Here is a 17,842-nt window from a genome sequence, read left to right as displayed (position 1 = left end):
TAGGGTGAGGGGGTTACGAAGGCATTGCGATGGCCTGCTTCTCTTCGAGCAGTTTGTCCACCACACCCGGATCGGCGAGTGTTGAAGTATCACCGAGGTTACTGGTGTCACCTGCCGCGATTTTGCGCAGAATACGACGCATAATTTTGCCTGAACGGGTTTTCGGCAGCGAGTCGGTCCAGTGCAGAACATCCGGTGTGGCAAGCGGGCCAATCTCTTTACGTACCCAGTTGCGCACCTCGGCATACAGCTCTGGCGATGGCTCTTCACCGTGGTTCAGGGTGACATAGGCGTAAATCGCCTGGCCTTTGATGTTATGCGGGATACCCACAACGGCGGCTTCAGCAATCTTCGGATGAGACACCAGCGCAGATTCAATCTCGGCGGTGCCCAGACGGTGGCCGGAGACGTTCAGCACATCGTCCACGCGTCCGGTTATCCAGTAGTAACCATCTTCATCGCGACGCGCGCCATCGCCACTGAAGTACATGTTTTTAAAGGTCGAGAAATAGGTCTGCTCGAAGCGTTCGTGATCGCCGAACAAGGTGCGCGCCTGACCTGGCCAGGAGTCAGTGATCACCAGGTTGCCTTCGGTTGCCCCTTCCAGCGGATGACCTTCGTTATCTACCAGCGCAGGTTGTACACCGAAGAATGGGTTCGTTGCAGAACCCGCTTTCAGTTGGGTCGCACCTGGCATTGGGGTGATCATAAAGCCGCCCGTTTCGGTCTGCCACCAGGTGTCCATCACCGGGCATTTCTCGTTACCGATTTTCTTCCAGTACCACTCCCAGGCTTCCGGGTTGATAGGCTCACCCACAGAACCAAGAATGCGCAGGGAAGAGCGGTCAGTACCTTCGATGGCTTTATCGCCTTCCGCCATCAGCGCACGGATCGCCGTTGGCGCAGTATAGAGAATGTTGACCTTGTGTTTGTCGACCACCTGGCACATACGCGCCGGGGTTGGCCAGTTCGGTACACCTTCAAACATCAGCGTAGTGGCACCGCAGGCCAGTGGGCCGTACAGCAGGTAGCTGTGCCCGGTTACCCAACCCACATCAGCAGTACACCAGTAAATGTCGCCCGGGTGATAATCGAAAACGTATTTGAAGGTGGTGGCCGCATAGACCAGATAGCCGCCAGTGGTATGCAGCACGCCTTTTGGTTTACCGGTAGAGCCAGAGGTATAAAGGATAAACAGCGGATCTTCCGCATTCATCTCTTCTGGCTGATGCTGGTCGCTCGCTTTTTCAATCAGATCGCTCCACCACAGGTCACGACCTTCTTTCCAGTCGATCTTACCGCCGGTACGCTTGAGCACCACAACGTTGCTGACGCTTTTCACATTCGGGTTTTTCAGTGCTTCGTCGACGTTTTTCTTCAGCGGAATACTGCGACCAGCGCGCACGCCTTCATCGGCGGTGATCACCAGTTTAGAATTTGAATCGACAATACGACCGGCAACCGCTTCTGGCGAGAAGCCGCCGAAGATGACGGAGTGGATCGCACCGATGCGCGCGCATGCCAGCATGGCAACCGCCGCTTCGGGTACCATCGGCATATAAATAGCCACGACATCGCCTTTTTTAATACCTTTTTCCAGCAGGACGTTGGCGAAACGGCACACGTCGCGGTGCAATTCTTTATATGTTATGTGTTTGCTCTGCGAGGCATCATCGCCTTCCCAGATGATGGCCGTCTCATTCCCGCGCTCGGCAAGGTGACGGTCAAGGCAGTTTGCCGCCAGGTTTAGCGTGCCATCTTCATACCATTTTATGGAGACGTTGCCTGGCGCAAAGGAGGTGTTTTTCACCTTCTGATAAGGTTTGATCCAGTCAAGGATATGACCCTGTTCACCCCAGAAGATGTCCGGGCTGTTGATAGATTGCTGATATTTCTCGTGGTACTGCTCCGGGGTGATCAGGCAACGGTCCGCAATGTTTGCGGGAATGTCATGTTTATGTATTTGGCTCATGGCTTTTTTTCTCCTTGTAAGATGTTAATAATATGTCGCAAAAACGTTAATTGTAGGGGCTTTACAAGCTTTGTTTATTATTTGGGCGGCAGATCACGCATTGTTTGAATAGTATGAAAAATGAGCGAATGAAACTTTGAAGAAAAATAATTTAGCGAACCGATTATTCACAATTGAACCTAAAAAAGCGTTTTTATAACAAAAGGTTATTTATCGGGATTATCACAAACTCGCGTCATAGCAACTTTTCGTAGTGAAACGCATCGTTCTTTAAGGCTTGCGCAACATACCGTGCAAATGATACTCATACGCCGCGTTAAAAAATCCCATAAACCAACGCAACACAATTCATACCCTTTCAGTATGGCTCCATATTCATGCAGTTCGAGTGATCAGGGAGCTTCATTGAGGAAGTCAGTTTCTATGAAAAACGTTAAAGTCAGCCTGGCCTGGCAAATTTTGCTAGCCCTTGTGCTGGGCATCTTGCTGGGTAGTTACCTCCATTATCACAGTGACAGTCGCGAATGGCTGATTGCGAACCTGCTCTCGCCAGCAGGTGATATCTTTATTCATCTGATCAAGATGATTGTGGTACCGATTGTGATCTCGACGCTGGTAGTCGGTATTGCGGGCGTCGGCGATGCGAAACAGTTAGGCCGTATCGGGGCGAAAACCATTATCTATTTCGAAGTGATCACGACGATTGCCATTATCCTGGGCATTACGATGGCGAATGTGTTCCAGCCAGGCTCCGGGATTGATATGTCGCAACTGGCGACGGTGGATATTTCGAAATACCAAAGCACAACTGCTGATGTGCAGAGCCATGCGCATGGCCTGATGGGAACGATCCTGTCGCTGGTGCCAACCAACATCGTGGCGTCTATGGCGAAGGGTGAGATGCTGCCTATCATCTTCTTCTCGGTGCTGTTTGGTCTGGGCCTTTCTTCCCTGCCTGCGACACACCGTGAACCATTGGTGACGGTGTTCCGCTCAATCTCTGAAACCATGTTCAAAGTGACTCACATGGTGATGCGCTATGCGCCAGTTGGGGTGTTTGCGCTTATTGCTGTGACCGTAGCGAATTTCGGTTTTGCCTCCCTCTGGCCGCTGGCGAAGCTGGTGATTCTGGTGCACTTCGCCATCCTGTTCTTTGCGTTGGTGGTGCTGGGCATCGTGGCGCGTCTGTGCGGGTTGAGCATCTGGATCCTGATCCGTATTCTCAAAGATGAGTTGATTCTGGCCTACTCCACGGCAAGCTCTGAGAGCGTGCTGCCGCGCATTATTGAGAAGATGGAAGCCTACGGCGCACCGGCGTCGATCACCAGCTTCGTGGTGCCAACCGGCTACTCCTTTAACCTGGATGGCTCTACGCTGTATCAGAGTATTGCGGCGATCTTCATCGCTCAGCTGTACGGGATTGACCTGTCGCTGTGGCAGGAAATCGTGCTGGTGCTGACCCTGATGGTGACCTCAAAAGGTATCGCAGGCGTGCCGGGCGTTTCGTTCGTGGTGCTGCTGGCAACGCTGGGTAGTGTCGGGATCCCGCTGGAAGGCCTGGCATTCATCGCCGGTGTTGACCGTATCCTCGACATGGCGCGTACAGCGCTGAATGTGGTGGGTAATGCGCTGGCGGTGCTGGTGATTGCCAAGTGGGAACACAAATTCGATCGTAAAAAAGCGCTGGCGTATGAACGCGAGGTGCTGGGTCGTTTTGATAAGACGGCTGACCAGTAATGTAAAAAGCCGGGTGGCCTGCGCCACCCGGCAATGTTTACTCCCCGCTCAACGCATCAAACTCTTCGCATCCCGTATCAAACCCTTCAGTACAGCTCAGGTTCAACCAGTACAGCGCTTTCTGTTTATTGGGGATGATAAAGCCTTTCTCACCCTGTCTGAACAACATTCCAGCCCAGTACTCGGCGTAGCCCGTACGTGAAAGTGCTGAACTGCGTTTAAACCATGATGCCGCCTGAACATCGTCCTGAGCCACTTCTACACCGTTGGCATAAATCAAACCCAGCAGCAGTTGCGCATCTACCGCCGAGTCATTGTCGATATCTTCGGTTGCCGTTTGCAGCAGTTTGATGGCCTGTGGATAGTCGGTTTTGCCTGCCTGGGTGTTGACCAACACGCGTGCCAGCATGATCGCCCCTCGTTTACTGCCTGCGATGTTCGCCTGCTGCGCCAGTGCTTTAGCCTGCGCATAATCACCCTGCGTAAACTGAATTTGCGACAGCAGCGCCATCGCATCGACGTCGCCCCCTTTTGCCGCTTTCTCTGCCCACAGCGCCGCCTGTTTGCTGTCGCCAGAGCTGAAGTACGTATCGGCAAGATAATACTGGGCGCGGGCATCACCCGCTTCAGCTTGCTTTTTATACTGGCTGCCAATCTCATCGGCACGGGCAAGCGAAGTAAAAAATAACAACAACAGGAAAATGTGTTTCATGGATTCTTATCATCTTGGTACATGCCGCGCAGTATAATCGCGGTGGCAGAAGAAAAAAATGGGTGCATTAAGACCTCAGCATCCGACAAGCCGGGCGGAACCGTCGCTCCGCCCGAAGAGGTTAGCCTGCGTTGCAGGCTAATTTCGCCGCCACCTCCTGATGTTCACTCTTTATTGTGAGTTCGCATAACTTACCGCGATTAATAAAGGTAAATATTACTATCGTCAGGCAAATAATAAAGACAATGCCTAACGCAGTTTTTAATGGCGTCATGCCTTTTACTCCTTGTGAAAACTAGAATAAGAGGCTACTCTCAACCTGTTGGTGTTGAGGGGTAGCCTCGGGTAAATGACGATTTCCCGGGGCTTTCCACTTTCTGTCCCTCAACAATGCTCAAGACAGAAAGTCTTAAGCACCCGCCGCACATCTTATCCCTCTGAATTAAAATGCAAAGATGTAATTCTTGTTTGCGTAAATTACATTATTTCTGCGAGCGGCTTTCCAGAATAATAATTGATATTTCGAATGCTTTAAGCGGAAATAAAAAAGGAGTGAATATCTCACTCCCTTTATTCACTGTTGAATTAACAGCTTCAACCCATTGCACTTTCGCGCAGGTGGGCTTTCAGCTTGTTATATTCGTCGATAACATACTGTTCCGCAGCGTGCTGATCCGCAATTGGCTCCACGTTGACGGCGCAGTATTTATACTCCGGCGTTTTGGTTATCGGGCTTAAGTTCTCCGTCACCAGTTCGTTACAGGCACCAATCCACCACTGGTAGGTCATATAGACCGCACCTTTGTTAGGACGGTCGCTGACCTGCGCACGAGTAATGATTCGGCCTTTACGTGAGTTCACCCACACCAGCGCTTCATCCTCAATACCGAGCCGTTCGGCATCGGCGGTGTTGATCTGCGCATAGCCTGGTTCATCCGCCAGTGCCGCCAGTGCGGCACAGTTGCCGGTCATGGAACGACAGGAGTAGTGGCCAACTTCACGCACGGTGGAAAGCACCATCGGATACTCATCGGTGAGTTTGTCGATGGGGGCGACCCAGTCACACGTGAAGAACTGAGCCAGCCCGTTCGGGGTGTCGAACTTCTCTTTGAAGAGATACGACGTGCCCTGATCAGCCTCTGACTCATCCCGGCATGGCCACTGGATATACCCCAGTTCACCCATTTTTTCGTAGGTGGCACCAAAGAAATCCGGGCACAGATGACGCAACTCATCCCAGATTTCCTGGGTGTTGTTGTAGTGCATCGGATAACCCATGCGGGTGGCGATTTCGCTGATAATCTGCCAGTCCGTTTTCAGATCCCACTTTGGCTCTACCGCTTTAAAGAAGCGCTGGAAGCCACGGTCTGCTGCCGTATAGACACCTTCATGTTCACCCCAGGACGTTGACGGTAGAATCACATCCGCCGCTGCTGCGGTTTTGGTCATAAAGATATCCTGGACAATCACCAGCTCCAGGTCCTCAAACCCTTTGCGCACCGCTGACAACTCGGCATCGGTCTGGAGCGGATCTTCGCCCATGATGTAAGCCGCACGCACTTCGCCGTGTGCCGCGCGGTGCGGCAGCTCGCTGATGCGATACCCGGTGTGTTCCGGTAGGCTTTCCACGCCCCAGGCCTTCGCGAATTTGGCGCGGTTCTCCGGGAATTTCACGTACTGATAGCCCGGATAAGTATCCGGCAGTGCGCCCATATCACACGCGCCCTGCACGTTATTCTGACCACGTACCGGGTTGACGCCAACGTGCGCCTTACCGAGATTCCCCGTCAGCATGGCGAGGCTGGTCAGAGAACGAACGGTTTCCACCCCCTGGTAGAACTGGGTCACGCCCATGCCCCACAGGATCGCGGCGGTTTTCGCTCCGGCATACATCCGTGCCGCCTGGCGGATCTCCTGCGCGCTGACGCCGGTTATCGCTTCTACCGACTCTGGCGTATAGCCTTCGACAATTTTCCGGTACTCGTCAAAGCCTTCCGTACGGGTGGCGACAAACGCCTGGTCGTACAGGTTTTCCTCAATAATGACGTGCCCCATTGCGTTCAACAGCGCGATGTTCGAACCGTTTTTCAATGCCATGTGCATATCGGCAATGCGCGCGGTTTCAATTTTCCGCGGATCGCAGACGATGATCTTCGCCCCATTCTGTTTGGCGCGAATAACATGGTTCGCGACGATAGGGTGAGAATCCGCCGGGTTATAGCCGAAAATAAACACGAGATCGGTATTATCTATCTCGTTGATCGCATTACTCATTGCGCCGTTACCGACCGACTGGTGCAGACCTGCAACCGATGGGCCGTGTCAGACGCGAGCGCAGCAGTCGACGTTATTGGTACCAATAACGGCGCGCGCGAATTTCTGCATTACATAGTTCGTTTCATTTCCTGTCCCACGTGAGGAACCGGTGGTCTGAATGGCATCAGGGCCGTATTTGGCCTTAATGGCACTCAGGCGTGAGGCGACGTAATCCAGCGCCTCATCCCAGGAGACGGATTCCAGCTTGCCACCGCGCTCGCGGCGGATCATAGGGGTTTTCAGGCGCGGGGTGAGGATTTGGGTATCGTTAATAAAATCCCAGCCGTAGTAACCTTTCAGGCATAGCGTGCCCTGATTGGTTTTCCCCTGTGCGGCCTCCGCCCGGACGATTTTGCCGTTATCGACCACCAGGTGAATTTTGCAACCTGAGGCACAATAAGGGCAAACCGTGACGACTTTTTTCATCAGTCTGCTCCAGTTAATCGAATCTTTCGCACCCACTATGCAGCTTCTATGCCATGTTTTTTATATGGGTATACTCAGACTTTACGGCCCATTTGCAGTGAAAACCCTGACGAAAAGCAGCCAATCGTCAAAATTGACGTGTCGACAGGGCAGCGGATGTGACATGGGTTGAATTTTCGTGACTGAAAAAACTATTTGACTGGAGCCGACGGCAGAATGGTTCAGACTTAAAATAATCCCCTGACGGAAGCATGCGATGAAACCGGCGATTCTGGTGGTTGATGACGATATTGCAGTCTGCGAACTGCTTCAGGATGTGCTGAGTGAGCACGTCTTTAGTGTGCTGGTCTGCCATAACGGCCAGGATGCCCTGAACCGTGTTCATCAGGAGCCGAATATTGCTCTGGTTCTGCTGGATATGATGCTGCCGGATATCAACGGTCTGCAGGTTTTGCTGCAGCTGCAAAAGCAGCGTCCGGCGCTACCGGTGGTCATGTTAACCGGGCTGGGCAGTGAGTCCGACGTGGTGGTGGGGCTGGAGATGGGGGCCGACGATTATATTGGCAAGCCGTTTAACCCGCGTGTTGTGGTCGCCCGCGTTAAAGCCGTGCTGCGTCGCACGGGCGTGCTGGCCGCAGACGTTCCCGTGCCGAGTGTAGAGGGGATTACCTTTAACGGCTGGACGCTGGATACCGCGCGCTGTGAACTGAGCGATCCTAACCGTAACACCGTGCCCTTAACACAGGGCGAGTACGGCTTACTGCTGGCACTCACGCAAAATGCTCGCCGGGTACTGAGCCGTGATCAACTGCTTGAGTTGACCCACAGCGAAAGCGCCGAGGTCTTTGACCGCACTATTGATGTGTTAATCATGCGCCTGCGACGGAAAATCGAGGCCAATCCGCACCAGCCTGCACTCATTAAAACCATCCGTGGACTGGGCTACGTTTTTGCCACCGACGTCTCTCACAGCGAAAAAGCGGCCTAAGTATTCTCTTTAATAAACAGCTGCAACTCGGCCAGCGTTTTCGCGCCGTCAATCGCATTGGCGGCCAGCAGGCTTGCCCGCGCGCAGGCGTGTGCCAGATAAATACTGTCCGTTAGCGACAACGATTCGTGGCAGCCGTATAAAAAGCCCGCACAAAAGGCATCTCCCGCGCCAACGCTGCCGATGATCTGTTCCTGTTCCAGCAACCATGACGGGATCCAGCGGCCTTGCTCACCCGGCGCTTCACCCCATGCGCCTTCCGGGCAGTGGATCACCACGCGCTGACGAACGCCAGATGCCAGCAGTTGAGAAGCGGCCTGGGCAATATGGGTAATGTGCAGTGCATCATGCTCGTCACGCATCTCCAGCCCGCTAAACTCTCCGGCTTCCAGCTCGTTAATCACCAGATAATCGAGATGGCGAAGGGCAGGGAGCACCAGCGGCTGGTAGCGCGGGTCGCCCTTGCGGGAGACCAGATCGAGCGACGTTTCATACCCCTGGTCGCGCATTTGCGCCAGTAGCCGCGCGCTACGGGTGCCAAACTCGTCATCGGGCATATCAAGGCTGTCGAGCAACAGCAAATAACCGAGATGGAAGATCTTCATCGATCCGTCTAAACGATCGAAGGCGGGAAGATCCAGCAGACGGTTTGCCCCCGGTGAGTGGAAAAAGGTGCGCTGTCCGCTGGGATCGGTCATGACCTGCGACATGGAGGTTGGGGCAAAGGTCGTGCGTTGCACCCGCTGGCGATTGACGTGGTACTGGTCGAGCATTGCCAGAATGTAGTCCCCGTCGCTATCTTCACCAATCAGTCCCACCGCCTGCAGGGGCAGGGCAACATGCATTTTCGCCAGCGTCAGCAGAACGTTAAGCGGTGCGCCGCCGGTGGAACGTTCGCTGTGGGTAATTTCTGCCAGCCAGCCGCGTTCTGGCCACTGCACGATCTGGTGGACGTGATCCACCAGCATATTGCCCGCAGCGATAATCCCTTTGCGTTCCATTATGCCTGCCCCGCGCTGCCAAAGATGCGCATCTGTTCAGCGACCGTATCGGAAATCGCCTCTTCTATACCCAGCAACAGTTCGGCAAACTCGTCATAGAGTGGCTGGCGTTTTGCCATACGCTGCTCAACGGCGGACAGAGCCGCTTGCGACATCCCGGTGTAGAAATTGATTTTATGAATGCCCAGTTCGATGGCGCGACGAAAATCGGCATCGCTAATCCCGGAACCTCCATGCAGCACCAACGGCAGACCCGTCTGCTGGCGAATCGCATCCAGGCGTGGGAAGTCGAGTTTCGGCTCGCCTTTGTATTTTCCGTGTGCATTACCAATGGCGACGGCCAGGGCATCAATACCCGTCAGATCGACAAATTCGCGTGCCAGTTGCGGATCAGTAAAAAAGGCTTCATCCGCATGCCCATACAACGCGCCGCCTTCGTCACCACCAACCGCTCCCAACTCAGCCTCCACCGACACACCCACCGCGTGGCACATCTTCACGACTTCCCGTGTCTGGCGAATGTTTTCCTCGTAACTCAACGCGGAGCCATCGAACATCACCGAACTGAACCCTAAGCGCAGAGCGCGCACCACAGCCTCGAAGTGCAGACCGTGGTCGAGGTTGAGGACCACGGGAATATCGTGGCGAGCGGCCTCGAACTTAACCGCTTCCACAAGCGAATCCAGCGACACATACTTAAAATGCACTTCGGCGATGTTGATGATAAACGGCGATCGTTCCTGCCTGGCGGCGGCAAACAACGCACGCAGGAAATGGGAGTCGAGTACGTTAAACGCACCCAGTGCGTAGCGGTGCTCTCTGGCGTGCTCAAGACCGTCGGCAAGAGAAATCAATGGCATCATTCACTCCTTATATCCGAAACAGACTGTACTCGTTGCACAACACCAGTACCGCCGGTTCGTCTTCTTCAATACTGTTGTAGCGTGCAATGGGCTGCAGAAAATGGTTATCGTGTTCGTCGTCGTTCACGGATGACACTTCGCCCACCAGAACGTCGCCAAACCCGCGTTCGCCCCAGAAACTGTGGTACAGACCGGGCGTGAGACAGATGCTTTCCCCTGGTGTGAGGCGCAACTGGCTACCGGGCGCGTGGGTCTGCCGACAGCCGTCGACGGTGACGGTCACGTCGGTGTTTTCGGTCTCTTCATGCGCGCCGGCGTTCCATAACTCAATAATCAGATTCCCGCCGCCCCGGTTGATGATGTCTTCCCGCTTGCGCCAGTGGAAATGCATAGGCGTGACCTGGCCGTCTCGCACGTGCATGATTTTTTCTGCGTAGCATTTTTCATACGGCACCCCGTTGGGGGAACCATTGCGCAGAGTAAACAGCGTCAGGCCCTGGGCGGCAAAATTGTTGCCACCGAATGCCGTCACGTCCCAGCCGAGCCTGAGGTCGAACACTTCCTGCCACGCAGCCTGGTCAAGCTGCTGCCATTTTGTTGGCGGAAAGCTGGCGAAAGGGGGGAGGTGCACATCGTGCATGGAGAAAAACTGCCGCGTGTGGCCGAGGATTTCGTTGATGTCGGAGCGTTTCATGGGGACTCCTTGAAAACAGTTCCCTCTCCCGGCGGGAGAGGGAAAAGGGTTACTTAACCGTCCATCCCTTATAGGTTCCGACATTCTTTTTATCGATCATCGTCACCGGGATCAGCACAGGCGCTTTCGGTGCAGGCTTGCCCTGTAATATGTCATAGCCGATCTCCACCGCTTTTGCCGCCATCACCTGCGGATCTTGCGCTGGGGTCGCCACAAACAGGGAGTTTTCCCGCTTCAGCGCTTCTTCACCGTCCGGGCTACCATCCACGCCAACGATAAAGAACTCGCTGCGTTGTGCCTGTTTGGCTGCCAGATCGGCACCGATCGCGGTGGGATCGTTAATCGCGAACACGCCGTCGATCTTCGGATTGGCGGCCAGTAAGGAGGTCATCACTTCCAGCCCACCCTCACGGCTGCCTTTGGCGTTCTGGTTATCTGAGAGCACCTTGATATCCGGATGTTTTTTGAATTCTGTCTGACAACCTTCCACGCGGTTCTGTACCGCTGACACCGGTGGCCCGTTGATGATCACCACATTGCCTTTACCTTTCAGGCGGTCGGTTATGTACTTACAGGCCATTTCGCCTGCCTGGGTGTTATCGGAGGTGATGGTGGCATCTGCCCCTTCCGCTGCCACGTCAACCGCGACCACCACGATCCCGGCGTCCTTCGCGCGTTTTACCGCCGGGCCGATACCTTTGGAGTCCGCCGCGTTAAGGATGATCATGTCCACTTTGGCGGCAATAAAGTTGTCGATCTGCGCCACCTGCTGACCCAGATCGTAACCGCTGGAGACCAGCGTGACTTTAACGTTATCCCCCGCCAGTTTGCGCGCTTCCAGCTCGGCACCTTTGGTGATCTGCACGAAGAACGGGTTAGCCAGGTCACCCACCGTCACACCGATGGACTTCAAATCTTTCGCCTGCGCAAACGGCGTTGCGGCAAGCAGTGCGCCAGCACAGAGCGCGGTCACTAACGGTTTCAAACGCATCTTTTCTTCCTCGCTTGTAGGGTATTGTTGTTATGCACTTTGATGGTGTCGGGTACGGTATTTGTCGATCAGCACCGCAATGATGATCACCGCCCCTTTGATCACCAGTTGCCAGAAGTAGGAGACGCCCATTAGCGTCATGCCGTTGTTGAGGGTGGCGATGATCAGCGCACCTACCAGCGTGCCGGTGATCGTGCCGATCCCGCCGACAAAGCTGGTACCACCGAGGATCACTGCCGCGATTGCATCCAGCTCGTAACCCATGCCCAGATTGCCGTTGGCGCTGTAAAGTCGCGATGCGCTCATGATCCCGCCCAGGCCAGAGAGCAGACCGCTCATGCCGTATACAAACAGCAGCACCATCCAGACTTTAATACCGGTCAGTCGTGCCGCCTGCATGTTGCCGCCGACTGCATAGATGTGAACCCCAAGCGTGGTGCGGCGCAGGATAAACCAGCACACCGCAATCACTGCCAGGGCGATCACCACCAGCCAGGGAATGGGGCCGAGATAGTTATTACCGATCCACTCAAAATTGATGTTTGAGTTAATGACCGTTGTGCCGTCGGCCAGAAGATAGGCCGCGCCGCGCAGCGCGGTATAGGTCCCGAGCGTGACGATAAAGGGCGGCAACCCGGCAAAGGCCACCAGCGCGCCGTTGAACAGGCCCAGCACCATGCCGAGCATCAGGGCCGCCGGAATAGAGAGCATCGCAAATTCCGGGATCAGGGATACCACCATCGCGGCCACCGCCGTGGTGCCCAGAATCGAGCCTACGGAGAGGTCAATCCCGCCGGTTAAGATGATGAATGTCATCCCTGCCGCCAGCACAATGTTGATCGAGGCCTGACGGGTAATGTTGAGCAGATTGCTCTCGGTGAAGAAGTTAGGGGCGATAAAACCAAATACCGCCACAATCAGGATTAAAATCGGCAAAATACCGACCGTTTGCATCAGATCGCTCATCAGCATTTTTTTGGCGGAGGCGGATTTCGCCACCTGCTGCGGATGGGTAGGAGTTGTCATGATTGCACCGCCTGATGATGAGTGTCGTTCACGCCGGTTGCCAGCGTCATAATGTTTTCCTGAGAGATGTCATGCCCGTGGAGTTCACCCGCAATGCTGCCTTCACGCATGACGTACACCCGGTCACTCATGCCCACCACTTCCGGCAGTTCGCTGGAGATCATCAAAATCGCCACGCCCTTGCGCGCCATCTGGTTCATGATGCGATAGATCTCGCTTTTCGCGCCGACGTCCACGCCGCGCGTCGGTTCGTCCAGAATCAGAATGCGCGGACCGATTGCTACCCAGCGGGAGATCAGCAGTTTTTGCTGGTTACCGCCTGATAGCCCACCTGCGCGCACCTGAGAATGGGGCACGCGGATGTTAAGCAGGGCGATGGCATCATCGGAAATGGACTGTGCTTTTTTGCGGTTAAGCATGCCGAAGGTTGCGTCGCGCTCCAGCGTGGCCATGGTGATGTTCTCCTGCGCCGCCAGTTCGAGGAACAACCCCTGTTCCTTGCGGTTTTCAGTGAGAAAACCGATCCCGTTTTCAATTGCCGCACGCGGGGAGTGGATCACTACCGGCTCGCCATCAACTTCAATCATGCCGCCTGTGGCTTTGCGCGCGCCGAAGATCAGTTGTGCCAGTTCGGAGCGGCCAGCCCCCACCAGACCCGCCAGACCGACAATTTCCCCTGAACGTACCTGCAGGCTGCAAGGCTGTACTTTTTTACCGTCGGTGAGGTGGTGAACGTTGAGACGCGGGCTGCCGAGTGGAATATCGCGTTCTTTGTTAAACAGATCGCTTAAGGGGCGACCGACCATCATCTTCACCAGCTCAGAGGCGTTCAGTTTGTCGCGGGTCAGGCTGCCGACGTACTGCCCGTCACGCAGAACGCTGACGCGGTCGGAGAGTTCGTACACTTCCGCCATCCGATGGCTGATATAGATAATGGCCATTCCTTCATCGCGCAGGCGCAAAATCAGCTCAAACAGGCGATGGGTTTCTCGTGAGGAGAGGGCCGCGGTGGGTTCGTCCATCACCAGAATGCGGCTGTTGCGGTGCAGTGCGCGGGCAATTTCCACCTGCTGCTGCTCGGCAATGGTCAGCTTCATCACCAGGTCGGTGGCGTTAAAATGTGCGCCAAGGCGCTCAATCACTGCCTGCGCCTGGGCAGCCATCTCTTTACGCTGTACCAGCCCGCCCCGAGACAGCTCGCTGCCGAGGAAGATGTTTTCGGCAACGGTCAGATTGGGCGCCAGCTGCATCTCCTGATAAATCAGGGTAATGCCTGCGGCCAGCGCATCTTTTGGCCCCTTGATGTGAAACGGCTGACCGTCGATCAGGATCTCACCGCTGGTGGCGGTATAGGCTCCCGCGAGGATCTTCATCAGCGTGCTTTTTCCCGCGCCGTTTTCACCCATCAGCGCATGGATCTCACCGGGGAAGACCGTCAAATCCACACCCTTGAGCGCGTGGAAATTGCCAAACGTCTTGGCAATGTGACGCATCTCTAATACCGGGGTTCTGCTCATGGCGGATCTCCTGTGAATGTCGATATCTGCACTTCATCACAGGTGCGTAAATGCAAAATGTCAGAAGCCGTTCATATTTGTCATAGTTATGAATAGCTAATGTCGATCACAGTTACGGAGCTAACATGTCATCACACCGCCCCCCGTTTTTTGCCAGCGCCCGTGGTCGCCTGCTGATTTTCAATCTGCTGGTGGTTGCGGTGACGCTCATGGTCAGCGGTGTGGCAGTGCTGGGGTTTCGTCATGCCAGCCAGATCCAGGAGCAGGTTCAACAGCAAACGCTGGATGACATGACCGGCAGTATGAATCTCGCACGGGATACCGCCAACGTGGCAACGGCGGCGGTGAGGCTTTCGCAAGTCGTAGGGGCGCTGGAATATAAAGGCGAAGCTGACCGGTTGAAGCAGACGCAAATGGCACTGCGTCACTCGCTGGAACAGCTTGCTGATGCGCCACTGGCGCAGCAGGAACCGGCGCTGGTGGCGCGAATTATTCAGAGAAGCAATGAATTACAGCAGAGCGTGACGGAGATGCTTGAACGCGGGCAGCGACGCCATCTGGAACGTAATGCGCTGCTGAGCTCGCTGTATCAGAGTCAGAGCTACTTACGGCATTTGCAGGATATCAATCGTCGTTACGACAGTAATATCCCGGATGCACAGCAGCTAATGGAGATGGACAGGCTGATTATCGCCGCTATCGACACCCCCTCGCCGCGCGCCACGGTGCAGCAGCTGGATGCGGTGACGGCAACGCTGCCGCGGAGTGCGGCGCAGCCGGTGGTGAATGGCGTCCTGCCCGATTTTAACGACGAACTGCGTAAGCTCGCGCCGCTGTCGAAGCAACTGGAAGAAAGCGATCTGGCGATAAGCTGGTATATGTTCCACATCAAGGCGTTGGTGGCGATCCTCAACAGTGATATTAATCAGTACGTCGAACAGGTGGCGCAAGCCTCCCGGCTTCGCACGGCCCAGAGCCATCACGAATTGCAATCTATCAGCGTATTTATCAGCATTTTCGCCGTGCTGGCGCTGATCATCACCGGATGCGCCTGCTGGTATATCTATCGCAATCTGGCCTCAAACCTGACGGCCATTTCCCGGGCGATGTCGCGTCTCGCCCATGGCGAACAGGATGTTTCTGTCCCTGCGCTGCAGCGGCGTGATGAGCTGGGTGAGCTGGCGCGTGCGTTTAACGTTTTTGCCCGCAACACCGCCTCACTTGAGCACACCACGCGTCTGCTGAAAGAGAAAACCACGCAGATGGAGATCGACCGCATTGAGCGTCAGGGGCTGGAAGAGGCACTGCTGCACAGCCAGAAGATGAAAGCCGTTGGACAACTGACGGGTGGGCTGGCGCATGATTTTAATAACCTGCTGGCGGTGATCATCGGCAGTCTTGAGCTTACCGATCCGGAATCAAAAGATGCGCCGCGTATCACCCGGGCGCTGAAGGCTGCCGAACGCGGTGCTCTCCTCACTCAGCGCCTGCTGGCGTTTTCCCGTAAGCAATCCCTGACGCCGCACGCGGTCGAGATGAAACCGCTGCTGGAAAACCTCAGGGAACTCATGCTCCACTCCTTGCCTGCGACCCTGACGCTGGAGATTGAAGCGCAATCCCCAGCCTGGCCCGCATGGATAGACGTCAGCCAGCTGGAGAACGCCATTATCAATCTGGTGATGAATGCCCGCGATGCGATGGAAGGGCAAAGCGGGGTAATTAAAATCCGTACCTGGAATCAGCGCGTCACCCGTAGCGACGGGCGCAGGCAGGATATGGTGGCGCTGGAGGTGATTGACCGCGGCAGCGGTATGTCGCAGGAGGTGAAATCCCGGGTCTTTGAACCGTTCTTCACCACCAAGCAGACCGGAAGCGGGAGTGGGTTAGGTCTGTCGATGGTCTACGGCTTTGTCCGCCAGTCAGGTGGTCGCGTGGAGATTGAAAGCGCGCCGGGGCAGGGGACAACCGTTCGGCTTCACCTCCCGCGCTCGATGCTGCCCGTTATGTCTGAGGATGAAGTGCTCTCTGCCACCGCCGCCGGTGATAGCGAGCGGCTGGTGCTGGTGCTGGAAGATGAGGCGGATGTTCGTCAGACCCTGTGCGAGCAGCTGCATCAGCTTGGCTACCTGACGCTGGAGGCGGAGAACGGTGAGCAGGCGTTGAGAATGTTGGAGGTCTCACCGGATATTGGCATGTTTATCAGCGACCTGATGTTGCCGGGCAGCCTCAGCGGCGCTGAGGTGATTAACCATGTGCGCAGCCATTATCCGCAGCTTCCGGTGTTGTTGATCAGCGGTCAGGATTTACGGCCCGCGCATAACCCTCAGTTGCCAGATGTCCAGTTACTGCGTAAGCCGTTTACGCGGGTGCAGTTGGCGCAGGCGCTGCGGAAAGTCTGTTTATAAGCAGTGATATTTAGGAATTCATCAAGAGTGTGAGTAAACCGGGTGATGCTAACCTGCGCAAAATTTGGCAGATTGGGATATAAAGGGAACTATGCCGGTACTTACCAGAGGGGACTCACAAATGATCGTGATGCCTACAACTTACAGCCCAAAGACCGTAGCAAGGTCATTCAAGCTCGTTGATGAATTTGTTCTCTCCGGGCGAGTGTTACATGTCATCTTTGATAGCCAGACGCCAAGGGCTGCGATTATTGAAGCGGATGTCGAAACCTTCGATGGTGTGCCTCGGCATCGGGTTGTTGCTGCCCTGGATTTACAACGTAAAACGCATTTGGGTGAAGATATCATTGCTGTCGAGCGTTGTTGGGAAGATACCAACGTTATTCAGGTAGAAGGTATATGCGTTGATCCTGCCGAGCGTGACAAGGGACTGGCAACTCGCCTGTATGAATCCCTGGTATTACAGTGTGGCGTGACGCTTGTCAGTGATTTTGAACAATATGAGGGTGGGAAGATGCTTTGGCAGAAAATTGCCCGCGAGTCTGACCAAATCGCTGTATTTGTTCTCGATACCGAGCAGGGAGCATTTTGGCCGTATGATGGTAGTAAGGTTATCTATGACGGCGGTTGTATACCCGAAGATCGTATCTGGAGCCATTCGCCGGATCAAAAATGTTATGGCATTGTACTGGTTGCAGAAAATAAACAGCGTGCAAATCAACTGATGAAAGACCCTGGGCACAACTGAATTTGAGATTCCTCCGCTACCCCCGTTCCCTGTTGTTCATTATCGTAAAGCCAGTTCACCTGCGAGTCTGGCCTTATGAAACGTTACTCAACTGCTCTGTTATTTGGTCTGCTGTCACTCACCAGCCAACTGGCTCACGCCGATATTGTTGATGATGCCATTGGCAATATTCAGCAGGCGATCAACGACGCCTATAACCCCAGCAGTAGCCGAAGCAGCGATGACGACGACGATCGTTATGACCGCAGCCGCCAAATCGACAGTCGACAGTACGACGACCGTCGTCGGCAGCTTGAAGACAGACGCCGCCGTTTAGACGAGCGTCAGCGTCAGTTGGATGACGATCGCCGTCGGTTAGAAGAGGATGAGCGCAGGTTAGAAGACGATTACGACCGAGGGTAAGTGCGGCCTGTTGCCTTAACCCTCTCCACGGAAGAGGGTGAAAA

The 17,842-nt window shown here is 54.9% G+C and carries 15 protein-coding genes; 5 read left to right on the top strand and 10 right to left on the bottom strand.

Annotation, left to right across the window (positions count from 1 at the left end; translation table 11 throughout):
- Positions 1 to 13 precede the first annotated feature (13 nt).
- A complete protein-coding gene (gene acs, locus WB237_RS20900) occupies positions 14 to 1,972 on the bottom strand; it encodes an acetate--CoA ligase (protein WP_114979527.1) in 1,959 nt (652 codons plus the stop codon).
- A 423-nt stretch (positions 1,973 to 2,395) separates the two neighbouring features.
- Here acs and gltP point away from each other — a divergent pair, with 423 nt between their 5' ends.
- On the top strand, positions 2,396 to 3,709 hold the full coding sequence (gene gltP, locus WB237_RS20895) for a glutamate/aspartate:proton symporter GltP (RefSeq protein WP_014830305.1): 1,314 nt from the start codon (positions 2,396 to 2,398) through the stop codon (positions 3,707 to 3,709).
- 37 nt (positions 3,710 to 3,746) lie between these two features.
- Here gltP and WB237_RS20890 read toward each other — a convergent pair whose 3' ends face one another.
- From WB237_RS20890 to fdhF, 3 genes are all read right to left on the bottom strand, one after another.
- Positions 3,747 to 4,421: a tetratricopeptide repeat protein gene (locus WB237_RS20890; protein WP_336216043.1), complete on the bottom strand. Its 675-nt coding sequence runs from the start codon at positions 4,419 to 4,421 to the stop codon at positions 3,747 to 3,749.
- 121 nt (positions 4,422 to 4,542) lie between these two features.
- The gene (locus WB237_RS20885; protein WP_028017915.1) at positions 4,543 to 4,695 is read right to left on the bottom strand and encodes a Hok/Gef family protein; all 153 of its coding nucleotides are present in this window, start codon (positions 4,693 to 4,695) and stop codon (positions 4,543 to 4,545) included.
- A 320-nt stretch (positions 4,696 to 5,015) separates the two neighbouring features.
- The gene (gene fdhF / locus WB237_RS20880; protein ID WP_336216040.1) at positions 5,016 to 7,163 is read right to left on the bottom strand and encodes a formate dehydrogenase subunit alpha; all 2,148 of its coding nucleotides are present in this window, start codon (positions 7,161 to 7,163) and stop codon (positions 5,016 to 5,018) included.
- A 256-nt stretch (positions 7,164 to 7,419) separates the two neighbouring features.
- Here fdhF and WB237_RS20875 point away from each other — a divergent pair, with 256 nt between their 5' ends.
- A complete protein-coding gene (locus WB237_RS20875) occupies positions 7,420 to 8,151 on the top strand; it encodes a response regulator (protein ID WP_028017912.1) in 732 nt (243 codons plus the stop codon).
- Here WB237_RS20875 and WB237_RS20870 read toward each other — a convergent pair.
- From WB237_RS20870 to WB237_RS20845, 6 genes are read right to left on the bottom strand one after another with little or no spacing between them, the layout of a single operon-like run.
- The gene (locus WB237_RS20870; RefSeq protein WP_336216037.1) at positions 8,148 to 9,152 is read right to left on the bottom strand and encodes a carbohydrate kinase family protein; all 1,005 of its coding nucleotides are present in this window, start codon (positions 9,150 to 9,152) and stop codon (positions 8,148 to 8,150) included. The genes WB237_RS20875 and WB237_RS20870 overlap by 4 nt on opposite strands.
- Positions 9,152 to 10,012 carry a ketose 1,6-bisphosphate aldolase gene (locus WB237_RS20865; RefSeq protein ID WP_129324891.1) on the bottom strand — a complete coding sequence of 287 codons (861 nt, stop codon included), beginning with the start codon at positions 10,010 to 10,012 and terminating at the stop codon, positions 9,152 to 9,154. The genes WB237_RS20870 and WB237_RS20865 overlap by 1 nt, the downstream gene beginning before the upstream one ends.
- 10 nt (positions 10,013 to 10,022) lie before the next feature.
- Positions 10,023 to 10,709 (bottom strand): D-lyxose/D-mannose isomerase, encoded by a 687-nt coding sequence (locus WB237_RS20860; RefSeq protein WP_129996879.1) that lies wholly within the window; start codon positions 10,707 to 10,709, stop codon positions 10,023 to 10,025.
- 49 nt (positions 10,710 to 10,758) lie between these two features.
- Positions 10,759 to 11,700, bottom strand: a complete 942-nt coding sequence (locus tag WB237_RS20855; RefSeq protein ID WP_049007723.1) for an ABC transporter substrate-binding protein — start codon at positions 11,698 to 11,700, stop codon at positions 10,759 to 10,761.
- Between the two features lie 30 nt (positions 11,701 to 11,730).
- Positions 11,731 to 12,726, bottom strand: a complete 996-nt coding sequence (locus WB237_RS20850) for an ABC transporter permease subunit (RefSeq protein WP_049007722.1) — start codon at positions 12,724 to 12,726, stop codon at positions 11,731 to 11,733.
- Positions 12,723 to 14,243: a sugar ABC transporter ATP-binding protein gene (locus WB237_RS20845; RefSeq protein WP_028017906.1), complete on the bottom strand. Its 1,521-nt coding sequence runs from the start codon at positions 14,241 to 14,243 to the stop codon at positions 12,723 to 12,725. The genes WB237_RS20850 and WB237_RS20845 overlap by 4 nt, the downstream gene beginning before the upstream one ends.
- 125 nt (positions 14,244 to 14,368) lie before the next feature.
- On the opposite strand from WB237_RS20845, the gene WB237_RS20840 reads away from it, so the two are divergent.
- From WB237_RS20840 to yjdP, 3 genes are all read left to right on the top strand, one after another.
- Entirely contained in the window at positions 14,369 to 16,648 is a 2,280-nt protein-coding gene (locus WB237_RS20840; RefSeq protein WP_336216033.1) for an ATP-binding protein, read from the top strand.
- Between the two features lie 121 nt (positions 16,649 to 16,769).
- Positions 16,770 to 17,396 (top strand): GNAT family N-acetyltransferase, encoded by a 627-nt coding sequence (locus WB237_RS20835; RefSeq protein ID WP_336216031.1) that lies wholly within the window; start codon positions 16,770 to 16,772, stop codon positions 17,394 to 17,396.
- A gap of 75 nt (positions 17,397 to 17,471) precedes the next feature.
- Positions 17,472 to 17,798: a DDRRRQL repeat protein YjdP gene (gene yjdP, locus WB237_RS20830; protein WP_047345567.1), complete on the top strand. Its 327-nt coding sequence runs from the start codon at positions 17,472 to 17,474 to the stop codon at positions 17,796 to 17,798.
- The last annotated feature ends 44 nt before the right edge of the window (positions 17,799 to 17,842 follow it).

Origin of the sequence: Enterobacter sp. P82, from assembly GCF_037053385.1 — a bacterium.
Lineage (GTDB): Bacteria > Pseudomonadota > Gammaproteobacteria > Enterobacterales > Enterobacteriaceae > Enterobacter.
The sequence above is the reverse complement of the archived record's forward strand: the minus strand, read 5'-3'. Positions and strand labels throughout refer to the sequence as shown.

Coding starts and splice junctions, on each gene's coding strand:
- acs (WP_114979527.1), bottom strand. CDS start 1,972: ATGAGCCAAATACATAAACATGACATTCCCGCAAACATTGCGGACCGT.
- gltP (WP_014830305.1), top strand. CDS start 2,396: ATGAAAAACGTTAAAGTCAGCCTGGCCTGGCAAATTTTGCTAGCCCTT.
- WB237_RS20890 (WP_336216043.1), bottom strand. CDS start 4,421: ATGAAACACATTTTCCTGTTGTTGTTATTTTTTACTTCGCTTGCCCGT.
- WB237_RS20885 (WP_028017915.1), bottom strand. CDS start 4,695: ATGACGCCATTAAAAACTGCGTTAGGCATTGTCTTTATTATTTGCCTG.
- WB237_RS20875 (WP_028017912.1), top strand. CDS start 7,420: ATGAAACCGGCGATTCTGGTGGTTGATGACGATATTGCAGTCTGCGAA.
- WB237_RS20870 (WP_336216037.1), bottom strand. CDS start 9,152: ATGGAACGCAAAGGGATTATCGCTGCGGGCAATATGCTGGTGGATCAC.
- WB237_RS20865 (WP_129324891.1), bottom strand. CDS start 10,012: ATGCCATTGATTTCTCTTGCCGACGGTCTTGAGCACGCCAGAGAGCAC.
- WB237_RS20860 (WP_129996879.1), bottom strand. CDS start 10,709: ATGAAACGCTCCGACATCAACGAAATCCTCGGCCACACGCGGCAGTTT.
- WB237_RS20855 (WP_049007723.1), bottom strand. CDS start 11,700: ATGCGTTTGAAACCGTTAGTGACCGCGCTCTGTGCTGGCGCACTGCTT.
- WB237_RS20850 (WP_049007722.1), bottom strand. CDS start 12,726: ATGACAACTCCTACCCATCCGCAGCAGGTGGCGAAATCCGCCTCCGCC.
- WB237_RS20845 (WP_028017906.1), bottom strand. CDS start 14,243: ATGAGCAGAACCCCGGTATTAGAGATGCGTCACATTGCCAAGACGTTT.
- WB237_RS20840 (WP_336216033.1), top strand. CDS start 14,369: ATGTCATCACACCGCCCCCCGTTTTTTGCCAGCGCCCGTGGTCGCCTG.
- WB237_RS20835 (WP_336216031.1), top strand. CDS start 16,770: ATGATCGTGATGCCTACAACTTACAGCCCAAAGACCGTAGCAAGGTCA.
- yjdP (WP_047345567.1), top strand. CDS start 17,472: ATGAAACGTTACTCAACTGCTCTGTTATTTGGTCTGCTGTCACTCACC.